The sequence below is a fragment of the Sphingomonas sp. IC-11 genome (assembly GCF_021043365.1).
In the GTDB taxonomy this organism is placed as follows: domain Bacteria; phylum Pseudomonadota; class Alphaproteobacteria; order Sphingomonadales; family Sphingomonadaceae; genus Sphingomonas.
This window is the reverse complement of the sequence record NZ_JAJNDU010000001.1, coordinates 48,996-65,891: the sequence shown is the minus strand read 5'-3', so window position 1 is coordinate 65,891 and position 16,896 is coordinate 48,996. Positions and strand designations below refer to the sequence as shown.

At 65.3% G+C, this 16,896-nt stretch carries 12 protein-coding genes; 5 read left to right on the top strand and 7 right to left on the bottom strand.

Annotation, left to right across the window (positions count from 1 at the left end; all coding sequences use genetic code 11):
- Positions 1–46 precede the first annotated feature (46 nt).
- Both LQ954_RS00245 and LQ954_RS00240 read left to right on the top strand, forming a co-directional pair.
- Positions 47–1,153: an S-(hydroxymethyl)glutathione dehydrogenase/class III alcohol dehydrogenase gene (locus tag LQ954_RS00245; protein WP_231021364.1), complete on the top strand. Its 1,107-nt coding sequence runs from the start codon at positions 47–49 to the stop codon at positions 1,151–1,153.
- A gap of 106 nt (positions 1,154–1,259) precedes the next feature.
- Positions 1,260–1,643 carry a VOC family protein gene (locus LQ954_RS00240; RefSeq protein ID WP_231021363.1) on the top strand — a complete coding sequence of 128 codons (384 nt, stop codon included), beginning with the start codon at positions 1,260–1,262 and terminating at the stop codon, positions 1,641–1,643.
- Positions 1,644–1,785: 142 nt separating this feature from the next.
- Here the strand turns inward: LQ954_RS00240 and pgmG are convergent, their stop codons facing one another.
- The 5 genes from pgmG to LQ954_RS00215 form a co-directional block, all read right to left on the bottom strand.
- Positions 1,786–3,153, bottom strand: coding sequence for a phosphoglucomutase/phosphomannomutase PgmG (gene pgmG, locus LQ954_RS00235; protein ID WP_231021362.1), 1,368 nt, complete (start codon positions 3,151–3,153; stop codon positions 1,786–1,788).
- Positions 3,154–3,222: 69 nt separating this feature from the next.
- The gene (locus LQ954_RS00230) at positions 3,223–5,718 is read right to left on the bottom strand and encodes an ABC transporter permease (RefSeq protein WP_231021361.1); all 2,496 of its coding nucleotides are present in this window, start codon (positions 5,716–5,718) and stop codon (positions 3,223–3,225) included.
- A gap of 54 nt (positions 5,719–5,772) precedes the next feature.
- Positions 5,773–6,453, bottom strand: a complete 681-nt coding sequence (locus LQ954_RS00225; protein WP_231021360.1) for an ABC transporter ATP-binding protein — start codon at positions 6,451–6,453, stop codon at positions 5,773–5,775.
- Positions 6,453–7,778, bottom strand: a complete 1,326-nt coding sequence (locus LQ954_RS00220) for an efflux RND transporter periplasmic adaptor subunit (RefSeq protein WP_227771144.1) — start codon at positions 7,776–7,778, stop codon at positions 6,453–6,455. Before LQ954_RS00220 ends, LQ954_RS00225 begins: the two co-directional genes overlap by 1 nt.
- Before the next feature lie 40 nt (positions 7,779–7,818).
- A complete protein-coding gene (locus LQ954_RS00215) occupies positions 7,819–7,968 on the bottom strand; it encodes a hypothetical protein (RefSeq protein ID WP_227771143.1) in 150 nt (49 codons plus the stop codon).
- 275 nt (positions 7,969–8,243) lie between these two features.
- Between LQ954_RS00215 and LQ954_RS00210 the strand changes: the two genes are divergently transcribed.
- Together LQ954_RS00210 and LQ954_RS00205 are read left to right on the top strand one after the other, a co-directional pair.
- Positions 8,244–9,605: a sigma-54-dependent transcriptional regulator gene (locus LQ954_RS00210; protein ID WP_231021359.1), complete on the top strand. Its 1,362-nt coding sequence runs from the start codon at positions 8,244–8,246 to the stop codon at positions 9,603–9,605.
- Entirely contained in the window at positions 9,547–10,908 is a 1,362-nt protein-coding gene (locus tag LQ954_RS00205) for a sensor histidine kinase (protein WP_231021358.1), read from the top strand. The genes LQ954_RS00210 and LQ954_RS00205 overlap by 59 nt, the downstream gene beginning before the upstream one ends.
- 13 nt (positions 10,909–10,921) lie before the next feature.
- Here LQ954_RS00205 and glpK read toward each other — a convergent pair whose 3' ends face one another.
- Complete coding sequence (glpK, locus tag LQ954_RS00200; RefSeq protein ID WP_231021357.1) at positions 10,922–12,409, bottom strand: glycerol kinase GlpK; 1,488 nt, start codon at positions 12,407–12,409, stop codon at positions 10,922–10,924.
- Between the two features lie 115 nt (positions 12,410–12,524).
- On the opposite strand from glpK, the gene glpD reads away from it, so the two are divergent.
- Positions 12,525–14,039: a glycerol-3-phosphate dehydrogenase gene (glpD, locus tag LQ954_RS00195; protein WP_231021356.1), complete on the top strand. Its 1,515-nt coding sequence runs from the start codon at positions 12,525–12,527 to the stop codon at positions 14,037–14,039.
- Positions 14,040–14,093: 54 nt separating this feature from the next.
- Here glpD and LQ954_RS00190 read toward each other — a convergent pair whose 3' ends face one another.
- A complete protein-coding gene (locus tag LQ954_RS00190) occupies positions 14,094–16,778 on the bottom strand; it encodes an AMP-binding protein (RefSeq protein ID WP_231021355.1) in 2,685 nt (894 codons plus the stop codon).
- Positions 16,779–16,896 lie beyond the last annotated feature (118 nt).

Here is a 16,896-nt window from a genome sequence, read left to right as displayed (position 1 = left end):
GGATTTCATCCTAGAAGGCGGGCGAGCCCAACCAAGGAGCGCCCCAATGAAAACCCGTGCAGCCGTCGCATTCGAGGCGAAGAAGCCGCTGGAGATCGTCGAACTCGACCTTGAAGGGCCGAAGGCCGGCGAGGTTCTGGTCGAGATCATGGCGACCGGAATTTGCCACACCGACGCCTACACGCTCGACGGCCTCGATTCCGAGGGCATCTTCCCCTCGATCCTCGGTCACGAAGGCTGCGGTATCGTGCGCGAGGTTGGACCCGGGGTCACCAGCGTCGCGCCCGACGATCACGTCATCCCGCTCTACACGCCGGAATGCCGCCAGTGTAAATCCTGCCTCAGCCAGAAGACGAACCTTTGCACCGCGATCCGCGCGACTCAGGGCAAAGGCCTGATGCCGGACGGCACCAGCCGCTTCAGCTACAAGGGCCAGCAGATCTTTCATTACATGGGCTGCTCGACCTTCTCGAACTTCACCGTCCTGCCCGAAATCGCGGTGGCCAAGATCCGCACCGATGCGCCGTTCGACACCAGTTGCTACATCGGCTGCGGAGTCACCACTGGTGTCGGCGCGGTGGTGAACACCGCCAAGGTGGAGCCCGGCGCGACTGTTATCGTCTTCGGCCTCGGCGGTATTGGCCTTAACGTGATCCAGGGCGCCAAGTTCGCGGGCGCAGCCCGGATCGTGGGCGTGGATATCAACCCGGACCGGGAGGAATGGGGCCGCAGGTTCGGCATGACAGACTTCGTCAATCCCAATGACGTTGGCGACATCGTCCAGCATCTGATCGCGATGACCGACGGCGGAGGCGACTATACCTTTGATTGCACCGGCAACACGGTGGTGATGCGCCAGGCGCTGGAAAGCGCACATCGCGGCTGGGGCGAATCGATCATCATCGGCGTAGCGGAGGCCGGGAAGGAGATCGCGACCCGCCCGTTCCAGCTCGTCACTGGACGAGTGTGGAAGGGCACCGCGTTCGGCGGCGCGCGCGGCCGCACCGACGTGCCGAAGATCGTCGACTGGTACATGAACGGCCTGATTCAGATCGATCCCATGATCACGCACCGGCTGACCCTGGACGACATCAACAAGGGTTTCGACCTGATGCATGCCGGGGAAAGCATTCGCAGCGTCGTGGTATACTGAGCCAGTCGCGAGCGGATGATGGAGGGACGGGCGAAATCCAGCCCGCCCCTCGACTCCTGCACGGCGGGTGGGCATGACAGTTCCCTAAATCTAGGGGAGAGGACCGATGTTCAGCCACGTAATGGTTGGATCGAACGACATTGCTCGTTCGCGCAAATTTTATGACGCCCTGTTTGGCTCGCTGGGCGGCAACCCGGCGATCGAGGACGACAAGGGCCGTCTGATCTACATGCACAATGGCGGGCTGTTCCTGGTCACCAAGCCGATCGACGGCGAGGCCGCGACCCATGCCAACGGCGGCACAATCGGCTTCGCCATGTCCGGACCCGAGCAGGCGGATGCGTGGCACAAGGCCGGCGTCGAGAACGGCGGCGTTTCGATCGAGGACGCGCCGGGTGTGCGCGCCGGTGGCTTCGGCAGCCTATATCTCGCCTATCTCCGCGACCCTGACGGCAACAAGCTGTGTGCGATGCACCGAATGCCAGCCTGACGCGGTGATAGCTTGGGAGACGCACGCGCGCCGAATTCCGCGGCGGCGAGCGTCTCCCGGGCCACTCAGGACGTCGCGTTCGAACTGCGGCGCACGCTCTGCGATCCGTCGGCCGAGTTGAAGCCTCGATAGGCCGCGCGGCTCATTGGATGCGGCTTACCCCGCTGAGCGCCAATTGGAGGTCAATCGCGGCGACGAGCCGATCAAGCGCGCCTTGATCCCGCGCCTCGGCACGAGCGGTCAGCATCGCCTGCGTGTTGGACGCACGCAGCAGCCACCAGCCATCCGCAGTGGTGACACGGGCGCCATCGGTGCGGTCGACCTCAGCCCCATCTGCGGCTAGGCGCGCCAGTACCTCCTGCACCACCGCTTCTCGCCGCGGCTCATCCACAGGGAAGCGCAGTTCAGGCGTGGCCACCACCTTCGGCATGGCATCGCGCAACGCCGCCAAGGTCTTGCCGCTCGCCCCGACGGCGCGGATCAGCTGTATCGCGGCGTAGAGTGCGTCATCGTGCCCGCCAAGCTCTCCGAAGAAGATATGCCCGCTCATCTCCCCGGCCAGTGGCGCGCCAACCTCGTGCATCATCGTCTTGATATTGCTGTGACCGCTCTTCCACATCACCGGTCGGCCACCCAGTTCGGCGATGTGGTCAAACAAGGTGCCGCTCGCCTTCACATCCGCCACGATGGCCGCTCCAGGGCGCTCGCGAAGCACTGGTCCTGCAAGGATGGAAAGCAACTGGTCGCCAGCGATCACCCGCCCTTCTCCATCAACCGCGCCGATGCGATCGCCATCCCCGTCGAAAGCTACGCCGAGATCGAGCCTTTCGCACGCGACCAGCGCCTTCAGGTCAGCGAGATTTGCCTCTTCGGTAGGATCGGGATGATGGTTGGGAAAATTGCCGTCCACGTCCGTGAACAGCAAATGGTGCTCACCCGGCAGCAATCGAACGAGGCGCTCAATCGCCGGCCCGGCGGCACCATTGCCGGCGTCCCAGGCAATACGGAGCGGAACAAGGCCGTCGGCCGCAGCGAGACGACCGACATAGTCGGGAAGCATCGCCCTTTCGCTAACGCGTCCAGCGCCGCTCTCCACATCACCCTGCTCCGAGAGCGCGGCCAGTGCCGTAATGTCCGATCCGAAAAACGGGCGGTGTCCAAGCACCATCTTGAACCCGTTGTCGTCGCGGGGATTGTGGCTGCCGGTGACTTGGATACCCCCGTCCACGTCGAGGTGGCGTTCGGCATGGTACAGCATCGGGGAGGGGCCAACGCCGATCCGAACCACGTCGATCCCGGCGCCGAGCAGGCCATCAACCAGCGCTGCTTCCAGCATCGGCGAGGAAAGGCGGCCGTCGCGGCCAACCACCACCCGGGCACCTCCGCCTCTTCGAACAATCGATCCGAAGGCACGCCCTATCGCCATTGCATGTGGGGCGCTCAGCGATTGGCCGACAGTACCGCGAATGTCATATTCGCGCAGGATTGACGAAGGGAGGCGGTGCCGCATCGGCGTTGCTTACGCGGCCCCATCCACTCTCGTCACCCCCTCCCCGCTCAACCGCAGGCTGATCCCACCTCATTCGTAGCGGAGCGCCCGGATCGGATTGGCCCGTGCGACCTTGAAGGCATGGCCCGCGATCGTGATCACCGCAATCGACAGCGCCAGCGAACCCGCCAACAGAAACGGCACGGGCGTCATGGCCATTCGCGTGTCGAAGCTGTTCAACCAGTCCCGCATCACCCACCAAGCGATCGGCCAGGCGATGACATTGGCCGCCAGCACCGGCCGGCTGAACTGCCAGACCAGCAGCCGAACGATGTCGAGCGTGCGGGCGCCAAGCACCTTTCGAATGCCGATCTCCTTGGTGCGCCGTTCGGCCGTGAAAGCGGCGAGCCCGAACAGCCCGAGGCAGGCGATCACCACCGCCAGGATCGCAAAGCCGGCGAAGATTTGCGCGCGCCGCTCTTCCGCCTTGTAGAGATCCTCGACGATCGCTTCGCTGAACTGTGCCTCAAACGGTACGTCGCTGACGGCTTGTTTCCACACCCGTTCGACGCCGGCGCGCACCGCGGCGGGATCGCCATCGTAGCGGATCACCATATGGGTAGTGCCTTCCCGCGTGCCGAGGAATACGATCGGATCCAGGGGTTCGCGCACCGAGCGAAAGCGCGAGTCCTTCACCACCCCGACAACCGTGATCGGCATTTCGCCGACTTCGGGCCCCATGCCGAGCCGAAAGGTCTTGCCGATGATTTCACGCGGCGTGCTCGCGCCAAGCTTTCGCGCCGCATATTCGTTGATCACGACATTGGATCCCCTGGCGACAAGCGCGCGCGTTTCCTCAGGAGTTTCGGGGAACGAGAGGGTCTGGTCGTCCATCGGACGACTCGGGTCGAACCAGCGGCCCGCGACAACATCCAGCCCCATCGCGTCGCGGAAACCTGCATCGACGCGGTAGCGCCCCAGTGAAACCGGCTCCGAACGGCCGGGCACCAGCACGCCAGTGTTGCTGTTGTTCATCGTCGCAACGCCGATGTCTGTCCGGCCCACCGCGACCACGCCAGGCACGCGCTTCATCCGCTCGGCCAGTTGCTCGCCGCGGCCGATCAGCTGGTACCGGCTCATATTCTCCACCTGCAGAATATGATCGCGCTTGTAGCCGGGATCGACCGAGCGCGCGTACACCGTCTGGCCATAGACGATGGCCGTGCAGATGATGAGAGCGATGGAGATCGCAAACTGCCCCACCACAAGCACGCTGCGCAGCCGTCCACTTCCCGGCGTTTCCGCCGAGGACTTGTTGGCCTTCAGCACGCTTGCCGGCTGGAAACGCGATAAGAAGAACGCCGGGTAAAGCCCGCCGAGCAAGCCGACGATGCCTACCAGACATACGGCCGGCAGCAGCATTCCGCGTGATCCGAAATAATCAAAGGTAAGATCGGCATCGAGGAAGCTGGCAAACGGCCGGATCAGCAGTTCCGCCAGCGCTAAGGCGATGACAACTGCAATCAGCGCCACCAGCAGGGACTCACCAACGAACTGCCCGATCAGCTGCTTGCGCGTGGCCCCGAGCACCTTGCGCAGCGCCACCTCCCGTGCGCGTTGACCGGCCCTGGCCGTCGCCAGGTTGGTGAAGTTCACCACTGCCATGCTGAGGATCAATGCTGCGATGATCGCGAAGGTCACGATCGTGCCGCGATCATTGCCCGGCGTCAGCGATCCGGACTGCGCCTTGCCCAGATGCACATCGGCGACCGGCACGAGCTTCCAGTCGGCATCATCGCCCTGATTGAAGCGATTACCACCGAAATTCTCATCAGGGATGTTGCGTTTTTCCCAGGCGGGCATCTGCGCATTGATGGTGTTCACGTCACTGCCGGGCTTCAGCTTCACATAGACCCAGCCGGACTGGCATCCCCAGCAGCTCAGAAACTCCCGCTCCTGCGCAAAATAGGACGCAAAATCACGGCGGACGACCGCATTGATTTTCAGGTGTGAATTCTTCGGCAGGTCGGCGAGCACCGCATTGATGCGGTAATCATAGGTTTTGCCTTTTTGGATGAGGCTGATCGTGCGGCCCACCACATCATCGGTACCGAACTGCCGCATCGCTTCCGACCGCGTCAGGATCGCGGTGTCGGGCGCGTTGAGAGCCCCCTTCGATCCCCTGATCACTGGCAGGTTGATCACCGACAGGAGGTCGCCGTTGGCGACCAGATAATCCTTTGCGGTCGTGACCTGCCCATCCTTGACGATCGTCGGGCTGCCCGCGAGCAGGTACACCGTGCTCTCGACCTGCGGAAAATCCTTCCGGATTCGCTCTTCCGCGACGTAGCTTGCCATCTGCAAGAAGAACGGCGGCCCATCGCGCGGGTTGGGGAACCACGTCTGCAACTGATAGGTGTTTTCGCCATCCGGCATCCAGCGATCGAAGCTGGTTTCATAGCGGATGAAGGCGAGGATCAGCAGGCAGGCGGCCATGCCGATTGCCAGGCCCAACAGGTTGATGATCGAGTAAACGCGGTTCTTGGCCAGAGCGTTGATCGCGACGGTGAGATAGTTTCGCCACATGGCAGGGCGCCTCCTAGGCGGGTCCGACAGGCTGGATCAGGGCAGCGAGCGCGGTCATGCGGCGCGGCGGCGTTCCTGGAGGATGCGGCCGTCCAGCATGTTGACCACACGGCTCGCGTAATCGGCATGAGCCGGCGAGTGGGTGACCATGACGATGGTCGACCCTTCGGCGTTCAGTTGCTGAAGCATACGCATCACCTCCTCGCCGTGATTGGTGTCGAGATTGCCGGTGGGCTCGTCTGCCAGAATGAGCTTGGGCGCAGCGACCAGGGCCCGAGCCACGGCGACGCGCTGTTGCTGGCCGCCGGAAAGCTGGCTGGGACGATGGCGGGCGCGATGCCCGATGCCGACGCGGTCCATCACTTCCTCCGCCCGCGCCCGCCGCTCTTTGGCGGAGACGTCGTGGTACAGTAGCGCCAGCTCGATATTGTCCCGAACAGTCAGCTCATCGACGAGATTGAAGCTTTGGAAGATGAACCCGATGTGCGCCTTGCGAAACTCCGCCAGTTTCGCCTCGCCCAGGCCGGCGACTTCGGTGCCATCGAAGACATACGAGCCGCTGGTCGGGCTATCGAGCAAGCCGACGACGTTCAGCAGCGTCGACTTCCCGCATCCGGACGGCCCCATGATGGCGACGAACTCCCCCGCGGCGATGTCCAGGTCGATCCCGTCCAGCGCCACCGTCTCGACGCTGTCCGTGCGATACAGCCGAATCAGGTCACGCATCCGCAGCATCAAACATCCTTTCCTTGGGTGAGATCGAGCGCGTCCTTGTCGGCGAACCCGGTATAGGGAGAGGTGATCACGCGCTCACCCGCCGTGAGCCCGTCGAGCACCTCGACATGATCATTGTTGCGTCGGCCAAGCCGTACCTGGCGCTTCACGGCGGAGCGGCCATCGGGCGCCACCACGAAGACCCAGGCGCCGCCGGTGTCGTTGTAAAAGGCGCCGTTCGGGATCAGCAGGGCCGGTGACGGATCGCTGAGCGTCAGGCGGGCCTGCACAGTCTGGCCGCGCTGCAGCCGCTCCGGCTCGACGCCGAGGAACTGAAGCTCGATCTGGAATTGGCCGTTCTGGACCTGCGGGAAGATCTTGGTGACGCGGGCCATATGAGTGCGGGTGCCGGCATCGATCCGCGCTTTCTGCCCGACCTCCACACGGCCGAGGAAGAATTCATCCACACCGGCCTGGAGCTTGTTTCGCCCTGGTGAGTCGATCTGGCCGATCCGCTCACCGGGCGACATGGACTGGCCGACCTGAATGGAGAAGCCCGACAACTGCCCCGAAACGGGGGCACGCAGGTTTAGCGCATCAAGGTTGGCGCGTGCCAGTTGGAGGCCGGCCTGAAGCGATGCGGTGGAGGCGCGCTGCTGTGCCAGCTGGCCGCGCTGCAACTTCTCGTCCGTACTGCGGCCCTGACGGACCACGGACAGCCGCTGCCGCTCGTAGCGCAACTGATCGCTCGTATCGGCAAACTGCCGGCCGGCGACAAAGCCCCGTGCAGCGAGCGGCGCTTCGCGATCAAACTGACGCTGCGCCTTTTCGAGAGCAAGCTGCGCCTCCAGTACGGCCCGCTCGTTCAGCACGCGGGTTTGCGCCAGTGACAATTCCTGAGAGCGCATGTTGTTGATCTGCTGCTCGACCTCGGTCTGGCGCGCGAGCGTGGACAGCTGAAGTTCGGCATTGGACAGAATGGCGATTGGCTGACCCTGGGTCAGCATGGTGCCATCCTCGACCAGTACCTTTTCCACGCGGCCGCCCTCGATGGCGTCGATATAGACGGTCAGCAGCGGGGTGACCCGCGTGCGCAGCGGGATGTAATCCTCGAACGTACCTCGCTGGACGGCGGCGATCGTCAGGCGGTCTGCGGCGATGGACTGCGTGCCAGGCCGTGGCGCAAGCCACCAGAACAGGAGCATTGCGACCGCGAGGATTACCGCGGCGCCAGCGAATATCCAGGACCGGGGCAGGTGCTTGCGGGCCACCACCCGGTCCATGCCGCTTCCGGACACGGCTCGCGGCTCCGCCGCGTGATCCTGCGGCATGCGCAAGACGCTCATCGCGTCCGCTTCCGGACAGGAGTGTGCGAAAACGAACGGTTCACAACGCCACCGAGAAGCTGAGGTTCGGGGTGGTCAGTGACAGTGCAAATATCGGCGTGGCCGCTCCTCCCGGCGCCCTGACGAGGGCAGCGCAGGCCATCGTGATGGCGAGGAGCAGCATCAAACGGGCAAGAGGCGCTTTAGTCATGCGCGGCCACTTGCAGGCGGCGTGCCAGATGCGGGCGAACCCTCGCCGGCCAACGTCGGATTGCAATCAAGGCCCGCCGCGCCGTTGTGGGTTCCGCCCGCTGCGACACCGGAAATTACCCGACTTTCAGGATATAGCCGCCAAGGTTTAGGAAGAGGCGCCGACGCGGAAAATCGGACAATGGCGGTCAAGGTATTGAAAGACTGTCACTTGATAGGGCTGGCACAAGACTTGATTGTCCGAAGTCGAACGGTGACTGTACGAGAGCGGACGGGATGGGGCCTGAATTTGATCGCTGCGTGATCGTCGACGATGACGACGATATCCTGCTGGCAGCCCGGCTGCTGCTTAGGCCCCTGTTCCGGGAGGTCGTAACCGCGCGAAGCCCGGAGGAGGCGCTACCCGAGATTGAGGGCCGGGCGCCCGACGTCGTCCTATTGGACGCAAACTTTGCGCGCGGTGCCACGGATGCGAGCGAGGGGCTGGCGTGGCTGGACCGGTTAACCGCGATCGACCCGGAAATGGTGGTGGTGATGATTACCGCCCATGCCGGGGTTCATGTTGCCGTCGCGGCGATGAAACGGGGCGCTACCGACTTCGTGCCCAAGCCCTGGTCGAACGACCGGCTGCTCGCCACCGTACGTACGGCCGCCGCGCTGCGCCGGTCGCGAAGCGCCGCTGGCGCCCCACGACCCTCACCGGCCACCAAGTCCCCGCTGCTCGGCCATTCCCCCGCCATGGCGCGCGTCCATTCGCTGATCGAGCGCGCCGCGCCGACCGACGCCAATGTCCTGGTGCTGGGGCAGAACGGCACCGGCAAGGAAGTGGTGGCGCGTGAATTGCACGCCCGCTCGCTGCGCGCGGCCAAGGTGCTTCAGACCGTGGATCTGGGCGCGATTGCGACGGAGCTGATCGACAGCGAATTGTTCGGCCATGTCAAAGGTGCATTCACCGACGCGAAGACGGATCGGATCGGGCGGATCCAGGCGGCGGATGGCGGAACGCTGTTTCTGGATGAAATCGGTAACCTGCCGCTTCACCTTCAGCCGAAGTTGCTAACCGCGCTGGAGCAGCGGCAAGTAACGCCCGTGGGGGCGAACAAGCCGGTGAAGGTCAACATTCGCGTGATCGCCGCCACCAACATGCCCCGCGAGCGGCTGATGGATGAGCGCGTGTTTCGCCAGGATCTATTGTACCGGCTCAATACGGTGGAGATCGCGCTGCCGCCCCTCGCCGAGCGGCCGGAGGATGTTATTGAACTAACCGAGCATTTCCTCAGCCATTACGCCACACGCTATGATCGCCTCTGCCCGGCGCTGAGCGACGCGGCGCGTGCTGCGCTGATCGCGCATGACTGGCCCGGCAACGTCCGCGCGCTGCGCCATGCGGTGGAACGCGCCACCATTCTTTCGGCCCGCCATGTGCTCGAACCGGAGGATTTCGGCCTGGAGCCGGGTATGCGCCGGCCTGTTATCCACCACCCCCGGCCAGCAGAGGATCTGAACCTCGATCGGGTCGAACGGCGGCTGGTGGAAGAGGCGCTCCGCAAGCACGGCTACAACATCACGCTCGCCGCCGGTGAGCTGGGACTATCGCGAGCGGCACTTTACCGGCGCATGGAAAAGCATGGGCTTTGACCGGCGCTTCACGCTTGGCCTGATCTTTCGCATATCGGTGCTGCTGCTGGCACTGATGGCGGTGGTCTGGGCGTTCCGCACGCCATCCCTGGTCATGGTGCGGGTGGTCGCCATTGGTCTGTCACTGCTGGCGGCGGCGGCGCTGTGGCGGCATGTCGCGCGCACCAATCTGGAACTGGCGCGATTCCTGGAGGCAGTGCGGCTGGGCGATTTCGCAGCGCACTTCCCCGAGGCGGGCGGCGCCGGGTTCGGCACGCTGGGCGCCGCGCTGAACGACGCGATCCGGCGCCTGCGCGAACAGCGTGGGCAAATCGATGCCGAGCTGCGGTTCAAGGATGCGCTGATCGATGACATGCCAATCGCGCTGCTGACGATCGATGGCGGCCGCGTGGAGCCCGGCAACAAGGCGGCGCGGGCGCTGTTCACGCGCCATGCGGGCGTCAGGCCGGAGGATTATGCGACCTATGGCGCCACCTTTGCCCGGCGACTGGCCGACGAAGGTGCCAGCGGCGAGGAGATGCTGATCCTGAACCTCGACGGTCGGGCAAAGCGCACGCTCGTTCGGCAGGCCACGCTCAACCGGCTGGGGCGGCGGACGCGCGCGGTAGTGGTGCAACCAGTGCAGGAGACCTTGGATGCGGTGGAAATGGCGGCGCAGACCGACATCATCCGCGTCCTCACCCACGAAATCCTGAATTCACTGACCCCCGTGATGTCGCTGGCGCAGACAACGGCGACACTGTTGTCGGACGATCAGGTCGATGCCGCCCGCATCGCGGATGCGCGGGAGGCCGCCATGACCCTGGCACGCCGGACGCAGGGGCTGGGCCATTTCATCGACAGCTATCGCGTGGTCGCGCGCGAACCGACGGTGGTACAGCATGCGTTCGCCGCTATCGAGTTCGCCGAGGAGCATGCGCGCCTGTTCCGCGCCGAATGGCCGAACGTGACGTTGCACGTGAACGCCAGTCCCCTCACGATCCACGGCGACCGCGCGCTGCTCTCGCAATTGCTGCTGAACCTGCTGCGCAATGCGGCACAGGCGGCGAGCGAGCATCGTCCCGATCCCGCCGTGACGCTGACCATCGCCCCCGCCCAACCGTTGATGATCGAAGTGGCCGACAACGGCCCGGGCGTTCCCGCCAAGCTAAGGCAGGAGGTGTTCCTCCCCTTCTTCACGACCCGTGCCAAGGGCACCGGCGTCGGGCTGAACCTGGCACGGCAGATTGCGGTGGCGCATGGTGGCACGCTGGAGGTGCATGAGGCGCCGGGCGGTGGGGCGCTGTTCCGTCTGCTGCTGTGAACGCAGCCGGGCGTCAGGTGGCGCTGAGCGTGCGGCGCACGGCGTCGCGCCAGCCGGCGACCAAGGGCGCACGCACGTCCGCGGCCATCGCCGGGTCGAACTGCCGGTCGCGCGACCAGAGCGCCGCCAGTGCATCGAGACCGGACCATAAGCCAGTGGCGAGCCCGGCATGAAAGGCAGCGCCGCGCGCGGTGGTTTCCAGATCGCCCGGACGCTCCACCGGCGTGCCGATGAGATCGGCGAGAAATCCGCAGAGCCAGTCGTTGGCCGCCATCCCGCCGTCGACGCGAAGCCGCTCCGGCCGGCCACCGCCGTCGGCCATCATCGCCTCCGCCAGATCGAGCGTTTGATAGGCGACCGCCTCCAGCGCGGCGCGAGCGAGGTGCGCCGGGCTGGTATCGAGGGTCAGGCCATAAACGGCGCCCCGCGCTGCCGGATCCCAATGCGGCGCCCCGAGACCGACAAAGGCGGGAACCATGTAAACGCCGTGGCTGTCCGGCACTTGAGTGGCCATGTCGTTGGTCTGACCGGCATGAGTGATGATGCCGAGGCCGTCGCGCAGCCATTTCACCGCCGCGCCAGCGACGAAGATCGAGCCTTCCAGGGCATAGGTCGTCTCGCCGTTCAGCCGATACGCGGGGGTGGTGAGCAAGCGATGCTGCGACGTGACGGCGTCCGCACCCGTGTTGAGCAGCATGAAGCAGCCAGTGCCATAGGTCGATTTGGCCGCGCCGCGATCGAAACACGCCTGTCCGAACAACGCCGCCTGCTGATCCCCGGCCATGCCCGCGATGGGAATGGCAGCGCCGAGCAAATCCCGGTCGGTGGCGCCATAAACATGGGCATTGTCATGCACGTCGGGCAGCAAGGCGAGCGGCACGCCGAGCAACCGGCATAGTTCCTCGTCCCATGAGCCGCGGTGAATGTCGAACAACATCGTCCGGCTGGCGTTGGTGACGTCTGAGGCATGTACCCTTCCCCCCGTCAGCCGCCAGAGCAGGAAGGCATCGATGGTGCCGAACGCCAGCTCGCCCCGCTCCGCACGCGCCCTCGCCCCCTGCACGTGATCGAGCATCCACGCGATCTTGGTCGCCGAGAAATAGGGATCGATAAGGAGGCCAGTGCGCGCGCGGATCAGATCCTCGGCACCATCGGCGCGCAGCCGGGCACAAAGATCCGCGCCGCGCCGGTCCTGCCACACAATGGCGCGGTGGATGGGCTGGCCGGTGGCACGATCCCAGATCACCGCCGTTTCGCGCTGATTGGTGATGCCGATCCCCGTGACGTCAGCCGGATCGATCCCCGCGTTGCCGATCGCCTGCCGCGCGGTGGCAAGCGTATCGCGCCAGATATCCTCGGGATCATGCTCTACCCAGCCGTGGGCGGGATAATGCTGCGGAAACTCCACCTGAGCGATCGCGACGCGACGCGCGCTTTCGTCGAACAGGATGCTGCGCGTGGAGGTCGTTCCTTGATCGATCACCAGGATGTGCGCCGCCACGTCTCTCTCCACCCATTCGTCGGCACTGACCTTGGCGTGCCTTTCGGACCATCGTCAACGCTGTCACCGCCGGCGCCCGCCGCTATGCTGGCGGCAACGGACAGGGGGTGATTGCATGGAGGCGCAGGTCGAACCGACTATGGTGGATCTCCTGATCGTTGGCGGCGGCATCAACGGCACGGGCATTGCGCGCGATGCCGCCGGGCGCGGCCTTTCCGTGTTGCTGGTCGAGCAGGACGATCTCGCCAGCCACACCTCCGCGGCCTCCACCAAATTGATCCACGGCGGGCTGCGCTATCTGGAATATGGCGAATTCCGGCTGGTACGGGAGGCGCTGATCGAGCGCGAGCGGCTGCTGGGCATGGCGCCCCACATCATCTGGCCGCTCGCCTTTGTGCTGCCCCAGAACCAGTCGCCACGGCCTGCATGGATGGTACGGCTGGGGCTGTTCCTCTACGATCACCTCGGCGGGCGCGAGAAGCTGCCAGGTACGCGGACGGTGGCGCTGGCCCGTTCGCCGCTCGGGGACGGGCTCGCCTGTCGCGACGGCAAGGCATTTGTCTATTCGGACTGCTGGGTGGAGGATAGCCGCCTGGTCGTTCTGAATGCGATGGACGCAGCCGCGCGCGGCGCGGCGATTGCAACTCGCACCCGGCTGATCGAGGCGCGGCGCAGCGGCGCGGCATGGACGGCGACGATCGCTGATTCAGCCGGGCAACGTCAGGTGAGCGCGCGGGCGCTGGTGAATGCCGCCGGGCCCTGGGTGAGCGACATGCTGGATCGCGCCGCCGGCGCCCGTGCCGAGGGGGGCGTGCGGCTGGTGAAGGGCAGCCACCTCGTGGTTCCCAAGCTGTATGAAGGCGATCACGCCTTCATGTTGCAGAACCCCGATCGGCGAATCGTCTTTGCCATTCCCTACGAAGGCAAGTTCACGCTGGTCGGCACCACGGACGAGCCATGGGATGCCGCGCCGGCAAAGGCGGAGATCAGCGCGGTGGAAACCGGCTACCTGCTCGACACGATCGGCCGGTATTTTTCGCGGCCAACCTCGGCGGACGACATCTGCTGGAGCTATGCCGGCATTCGCCCGCTCTATGATGATCGGGCGACCAATGCCTCGGCGGTGACGCGAGACTATGTCCTCGATCTTGATGGCGACGACAGGCGTGCACCAATCCTCAGCATCTTCGGCGGCAAGATCACCACCTATCGCAAACTTGCCGAACATGCGCTGCGGGAGTTGCAACCCTTCTTCCCTGGAGCGGGACCGGCCTGGACAGCGGGCGCGACACTCCCTGGCGGCGACATTGCCGGAGGTGACTTCACCCGCTTTGTTGAGCGATTGTGCCGCGAGCGGCCGCATTTGCCGCCTGCCCTGCTCCGCCGGCTCGCACGCGCCTATGGCACATGCGTCGGCCGGTTGCTGGGATCAGCCCGGACCATCGCGGATCTTGGGCGCGCCTTTGGCGGTGACCTGTACCAGGCAGAGGTGGATTATCTGGTCACGGCGGAATGGGCGCGCACCGCCGAGGACATTCTTTATCGCCGCAGCAAGCTGGGCCTGCATGTGCCACAAGGAACTGCATTGGCGCTCGACGCCTATCTGCATCAACTGCCGGCGGCAGGCTGATGGACGGGGAGCGCCGGCGATCCGGCGCTCCGCAGCCTTACAGCAGGGCCGGGATCACTTCAGCCAGGCGAAGGCGCCCGCGAGCTGCGCCGTTCCCCGGCCGCGGAAAATGTCGCCGTGCGCGAACACGATTGTTTCGGGCGCCAGCGCGATCATCTTTTCCACGTCTGCCCGCACGGCATCGGCGCGCATGCGCAGCGCCGAGCGCAGATGCAGCCCCGTGGTGCCCGACGTGGCACGCGTCGCTCGCATCACCGCGGCAGTTGCCGGGCGCAGCTTCGCGGGGTCGAGATTCTCGATCAGGTCGGTCAGCACCAAGGTGCGACTTGGCCGGTGGAAGAACCACGCCTCCTCAAAGCCGCCGCCGCCCCTGACGAGGCCCTGCTCCACCTCCGCATCCCAAGCGGGCGGCCCGACCTCCACCAAATCATTGTCGATCCGCACGCCCGATTGCTGAACCTGGACGCGGTGTCGCAGCGCCGGTACGGCCCAGACGGTGGCGTCGGGAAACGCACGCTGCCATTCCGCCAGGAACGTCCAGTGCGCCAGCGTCGGCGCCACCAGATGACGGACAGGCCCCAGCCCCGTCAGCGCCTTTGCCAGCGCAGGCGTGTATCGCGTCGGCGAATGGAGCCACAGGCCGCCATCGGCAAGGCGGATCACCGTCATTCGGATCGGCAGCTTCAGGCCCATCGCGCTGATCGGGCCGCTGTCCACGATCCAGAGGTTCTCCGCCAGCGGCTTGGGCACGTCGAGCGGATGGTAGCCGATCTCCTCATCCTGGCTTGCGGCGCCGCGGGCCAAGTAAGCGCCGGCCGCCACAAGGCCGACCGCCGCAACGGCGGCGCCAAGCCGCAGGCCGCGACTGCGGCTCTCCTCAGGCGTCGCGGCCCATTGTCCCGCCTCTGCCTTCGCCGACAGCGGGATTTCCTGGCCGCCCACAGTGATCGGCTGCGGCGCCAGTACTGCCCCATCGGGCTGGGACGCATGGGTAGCGATGAGTTCCTCCCTCAAAATCGGTTTCAGGGTCTTGCCGCTGGCATTGCGCGGAAATTCCTCGGTACGAACGACAATACGCACCGGCACCTTGAACGGTGCCAGGTGGCGTGAGGCATGGGCGATCAGCTCCACCTCCGTCACATCCGCGCCGGGACGAAGCTGAACCAGCGCGCCGACTTCCTCGCCAAGGATGCGGTGCGGCAGACCGACGACGGCGGCATCCATCACGTCGGGATGGGCGACCAGAACATCCTCGATTTCCACGCAATAGACGTTCTCGCCGCCGCGGATCAGCATGTCCTTGGCGCGGTCGAGCAGATAAACGAAGCCCTCGTCATCGATGCGACAGATGTCGCCGGTGTGGTACCAGCCGTCGGTGAAGCACTGGCTCGTCGCATCCGGATTGTTCCAATAGCCCGCGACGATGTTGGGACCGCGGATCCACAATTCGCCCGCCTGACCGCGCGGCAGTTCGTTGCCGTCCTCGTCCACGACCTTCACGTCGCACACCGGCACCGGCATGCCGACGCTGTCGGGGTGGCGCAGGTAATCCTCCGCGCTGTTCGCAATCGACACGGAGGATGTCTCCGTCGCGCCATAGCCCTGGCTTGGCTTGAACCAGGGGAACAGCTCCGCGAACTTCAGCGTCAGTTCCGGCGCGATCGCGGCGCCGCCATAGCCGTAGCTGTCGAGACTGGAGACATCGCGACGGCCGAAATCGGGGGATTCCAGGACTTGCCACACCATCGCCGGGACGCCGGTGGTGCCGTTCACCCGCTCCGTCTCGACCAGCTCCAGGAACCGTTCCGGATTCCACTTGTGCATCAGGATCAGCTTGGCCCCGGCGATCACCGTCGGGATCAGCATGGAATTGGTGCCGGTCACGTGAAACAGCGGCACGGGAAGCAAGTTCACCCGCTGCGGCGCGTCGGGATCGGGCACCGGCAGCGGATCACCGCGGCGGATGGTCGCGCGCGCTGCGCCGAAGGTGATCGAAATCACGTTGGTCAGGACGTTGCGATGGGTGCCCAGCGCGCCCTTGGGCCGGCCGGTGGTGCCGCTGGTGTAAAGGATGGTTGCAGGATCGTCGGTGTGGAGGCCGGGATCGGGCATCGGATCATCAGGCAGCTCGGCATAGCGATCGCGCGGCCCGATGAGGTCATCCAGCGGGATCGCGCCGGTGCCATGATCGTCGGTGGTCCGCACCGAAATCAGTCCGTCGAGCTTCAGGTCACCGAGATAGGGTGCGAGCCGCTCCAGTCGCTCACCATCGACGATCGCGACCCGGGCGCCGGAGTTGCTGATGCCATAAGCCAGCTCGTCGCCAATGCCCCAGGCGTTCAGCGGCGTGACCACCGCGCCGATCGACATCCCGGCCCAGAAGGCGATCGACCATTCCGGCAGGTTGCGCATCGCCACGACCAGCCGGTCCCCCTTGCGCACGCCAAAGCGATCGTGGAGCACCCGGCCGAGCTTGCCCGCCGCGCGGAAATGCTCGCCATAAGTCTGGCGCTCTCCTTCGTAGATGATGAACTCACGATCGCCCCAGCCGCGCGCGAGGTCAAACACCTGCCGCAGGTCGTTCATGGCGTTGACATAGGTGCGCAAGGAAACGCCGCGGATCACTTCTTCGCGCGTCTCGAACGGCGCGCCCGGCGCAGTCAGGACCCGATAAGCCTCCGGCAGATCGACGGCCGGCCACGGCCGGTCGTTCAACGCGACAGCGGATTGCTGCTCCATATCCTCATCCTCTCGCTGCGCCGGTCAACCGGCTTTGAAAGATGAGTGTTGGATGATTGCCGCTAGGGCAAGGCCGAAATGGGATAGGCACAAGCTATAACGGCGGGCGATCGGGGCT

Coding starts and splice junctions, on each gene's coding strand:
- LQ954_RS00245 (WP_231021364.1), top strand. CDS start 47: ATGAAAACCCGTGCAGCCGTCGCATTCGAGGCGAAGAAGCCGCTGGAG.
- LQ954_RS00240 (WP_231021363.1), top strand. CDS start 1,260: ATGTTCAGCCACGTAATGGTTGGATCGAACGACATTGCTCGTTCGCGC.
- pgmG (WP_231021362.1), bottom strand. CDS start 3,153: ATGCGGCACCGCCTCCCTTCGTCAATCCTGCGCGAATATGACATTCGC.
- LQ954_RS00230 (WP_231021361.1), bottom strand. CDS start 5,718: ATGTGGCGAAACTATCTCACCGTCGCGATCAACGCTCTGGCCAAGAAC.
- LQ954_RS00225 (WP_231021360.1), bottom strand. CDS start 6,453: ATGCTGCGGATGCGTGACCTGATTCGGCTGTATCGCACGGACAGCGTC.
- LQ954_RS00220 (WP_227771144.1), bottom strand. CDS start 7,778: ATGAGCGTCTTGCGCATGCCGCAGGATCACGCGGCGGAGCCGCGAGCC.
- LQ954_RS00215 (WP_227771143.1), bottom strand. CDS start 7,968: ATGACTAAAGCGCCTCTTGCCCGTTTGATGCTGCTCCTCGCCATCACG.
- LQ954_RS00210 (WP_231021359.1), top strand. CDS start 8,244: ATGGGGCCTGAATTTGATCGCTGCGTGATCGTCGACGATGACGACGAT.
- glpD (WP_231021356.1), top strand. CDS start 12,525: ATGGAGGCGCAGGTCGAACCGACTATGGTGGATCTCCTGATCGTTGGC.
- LQ954_RS00190 (WP_231021355.1), bottom strand. CDS start 16,778: ATGGAGCAGCAATCCGCTGTCGCGTTGAACGACCGGCCGTGGCCGGCC.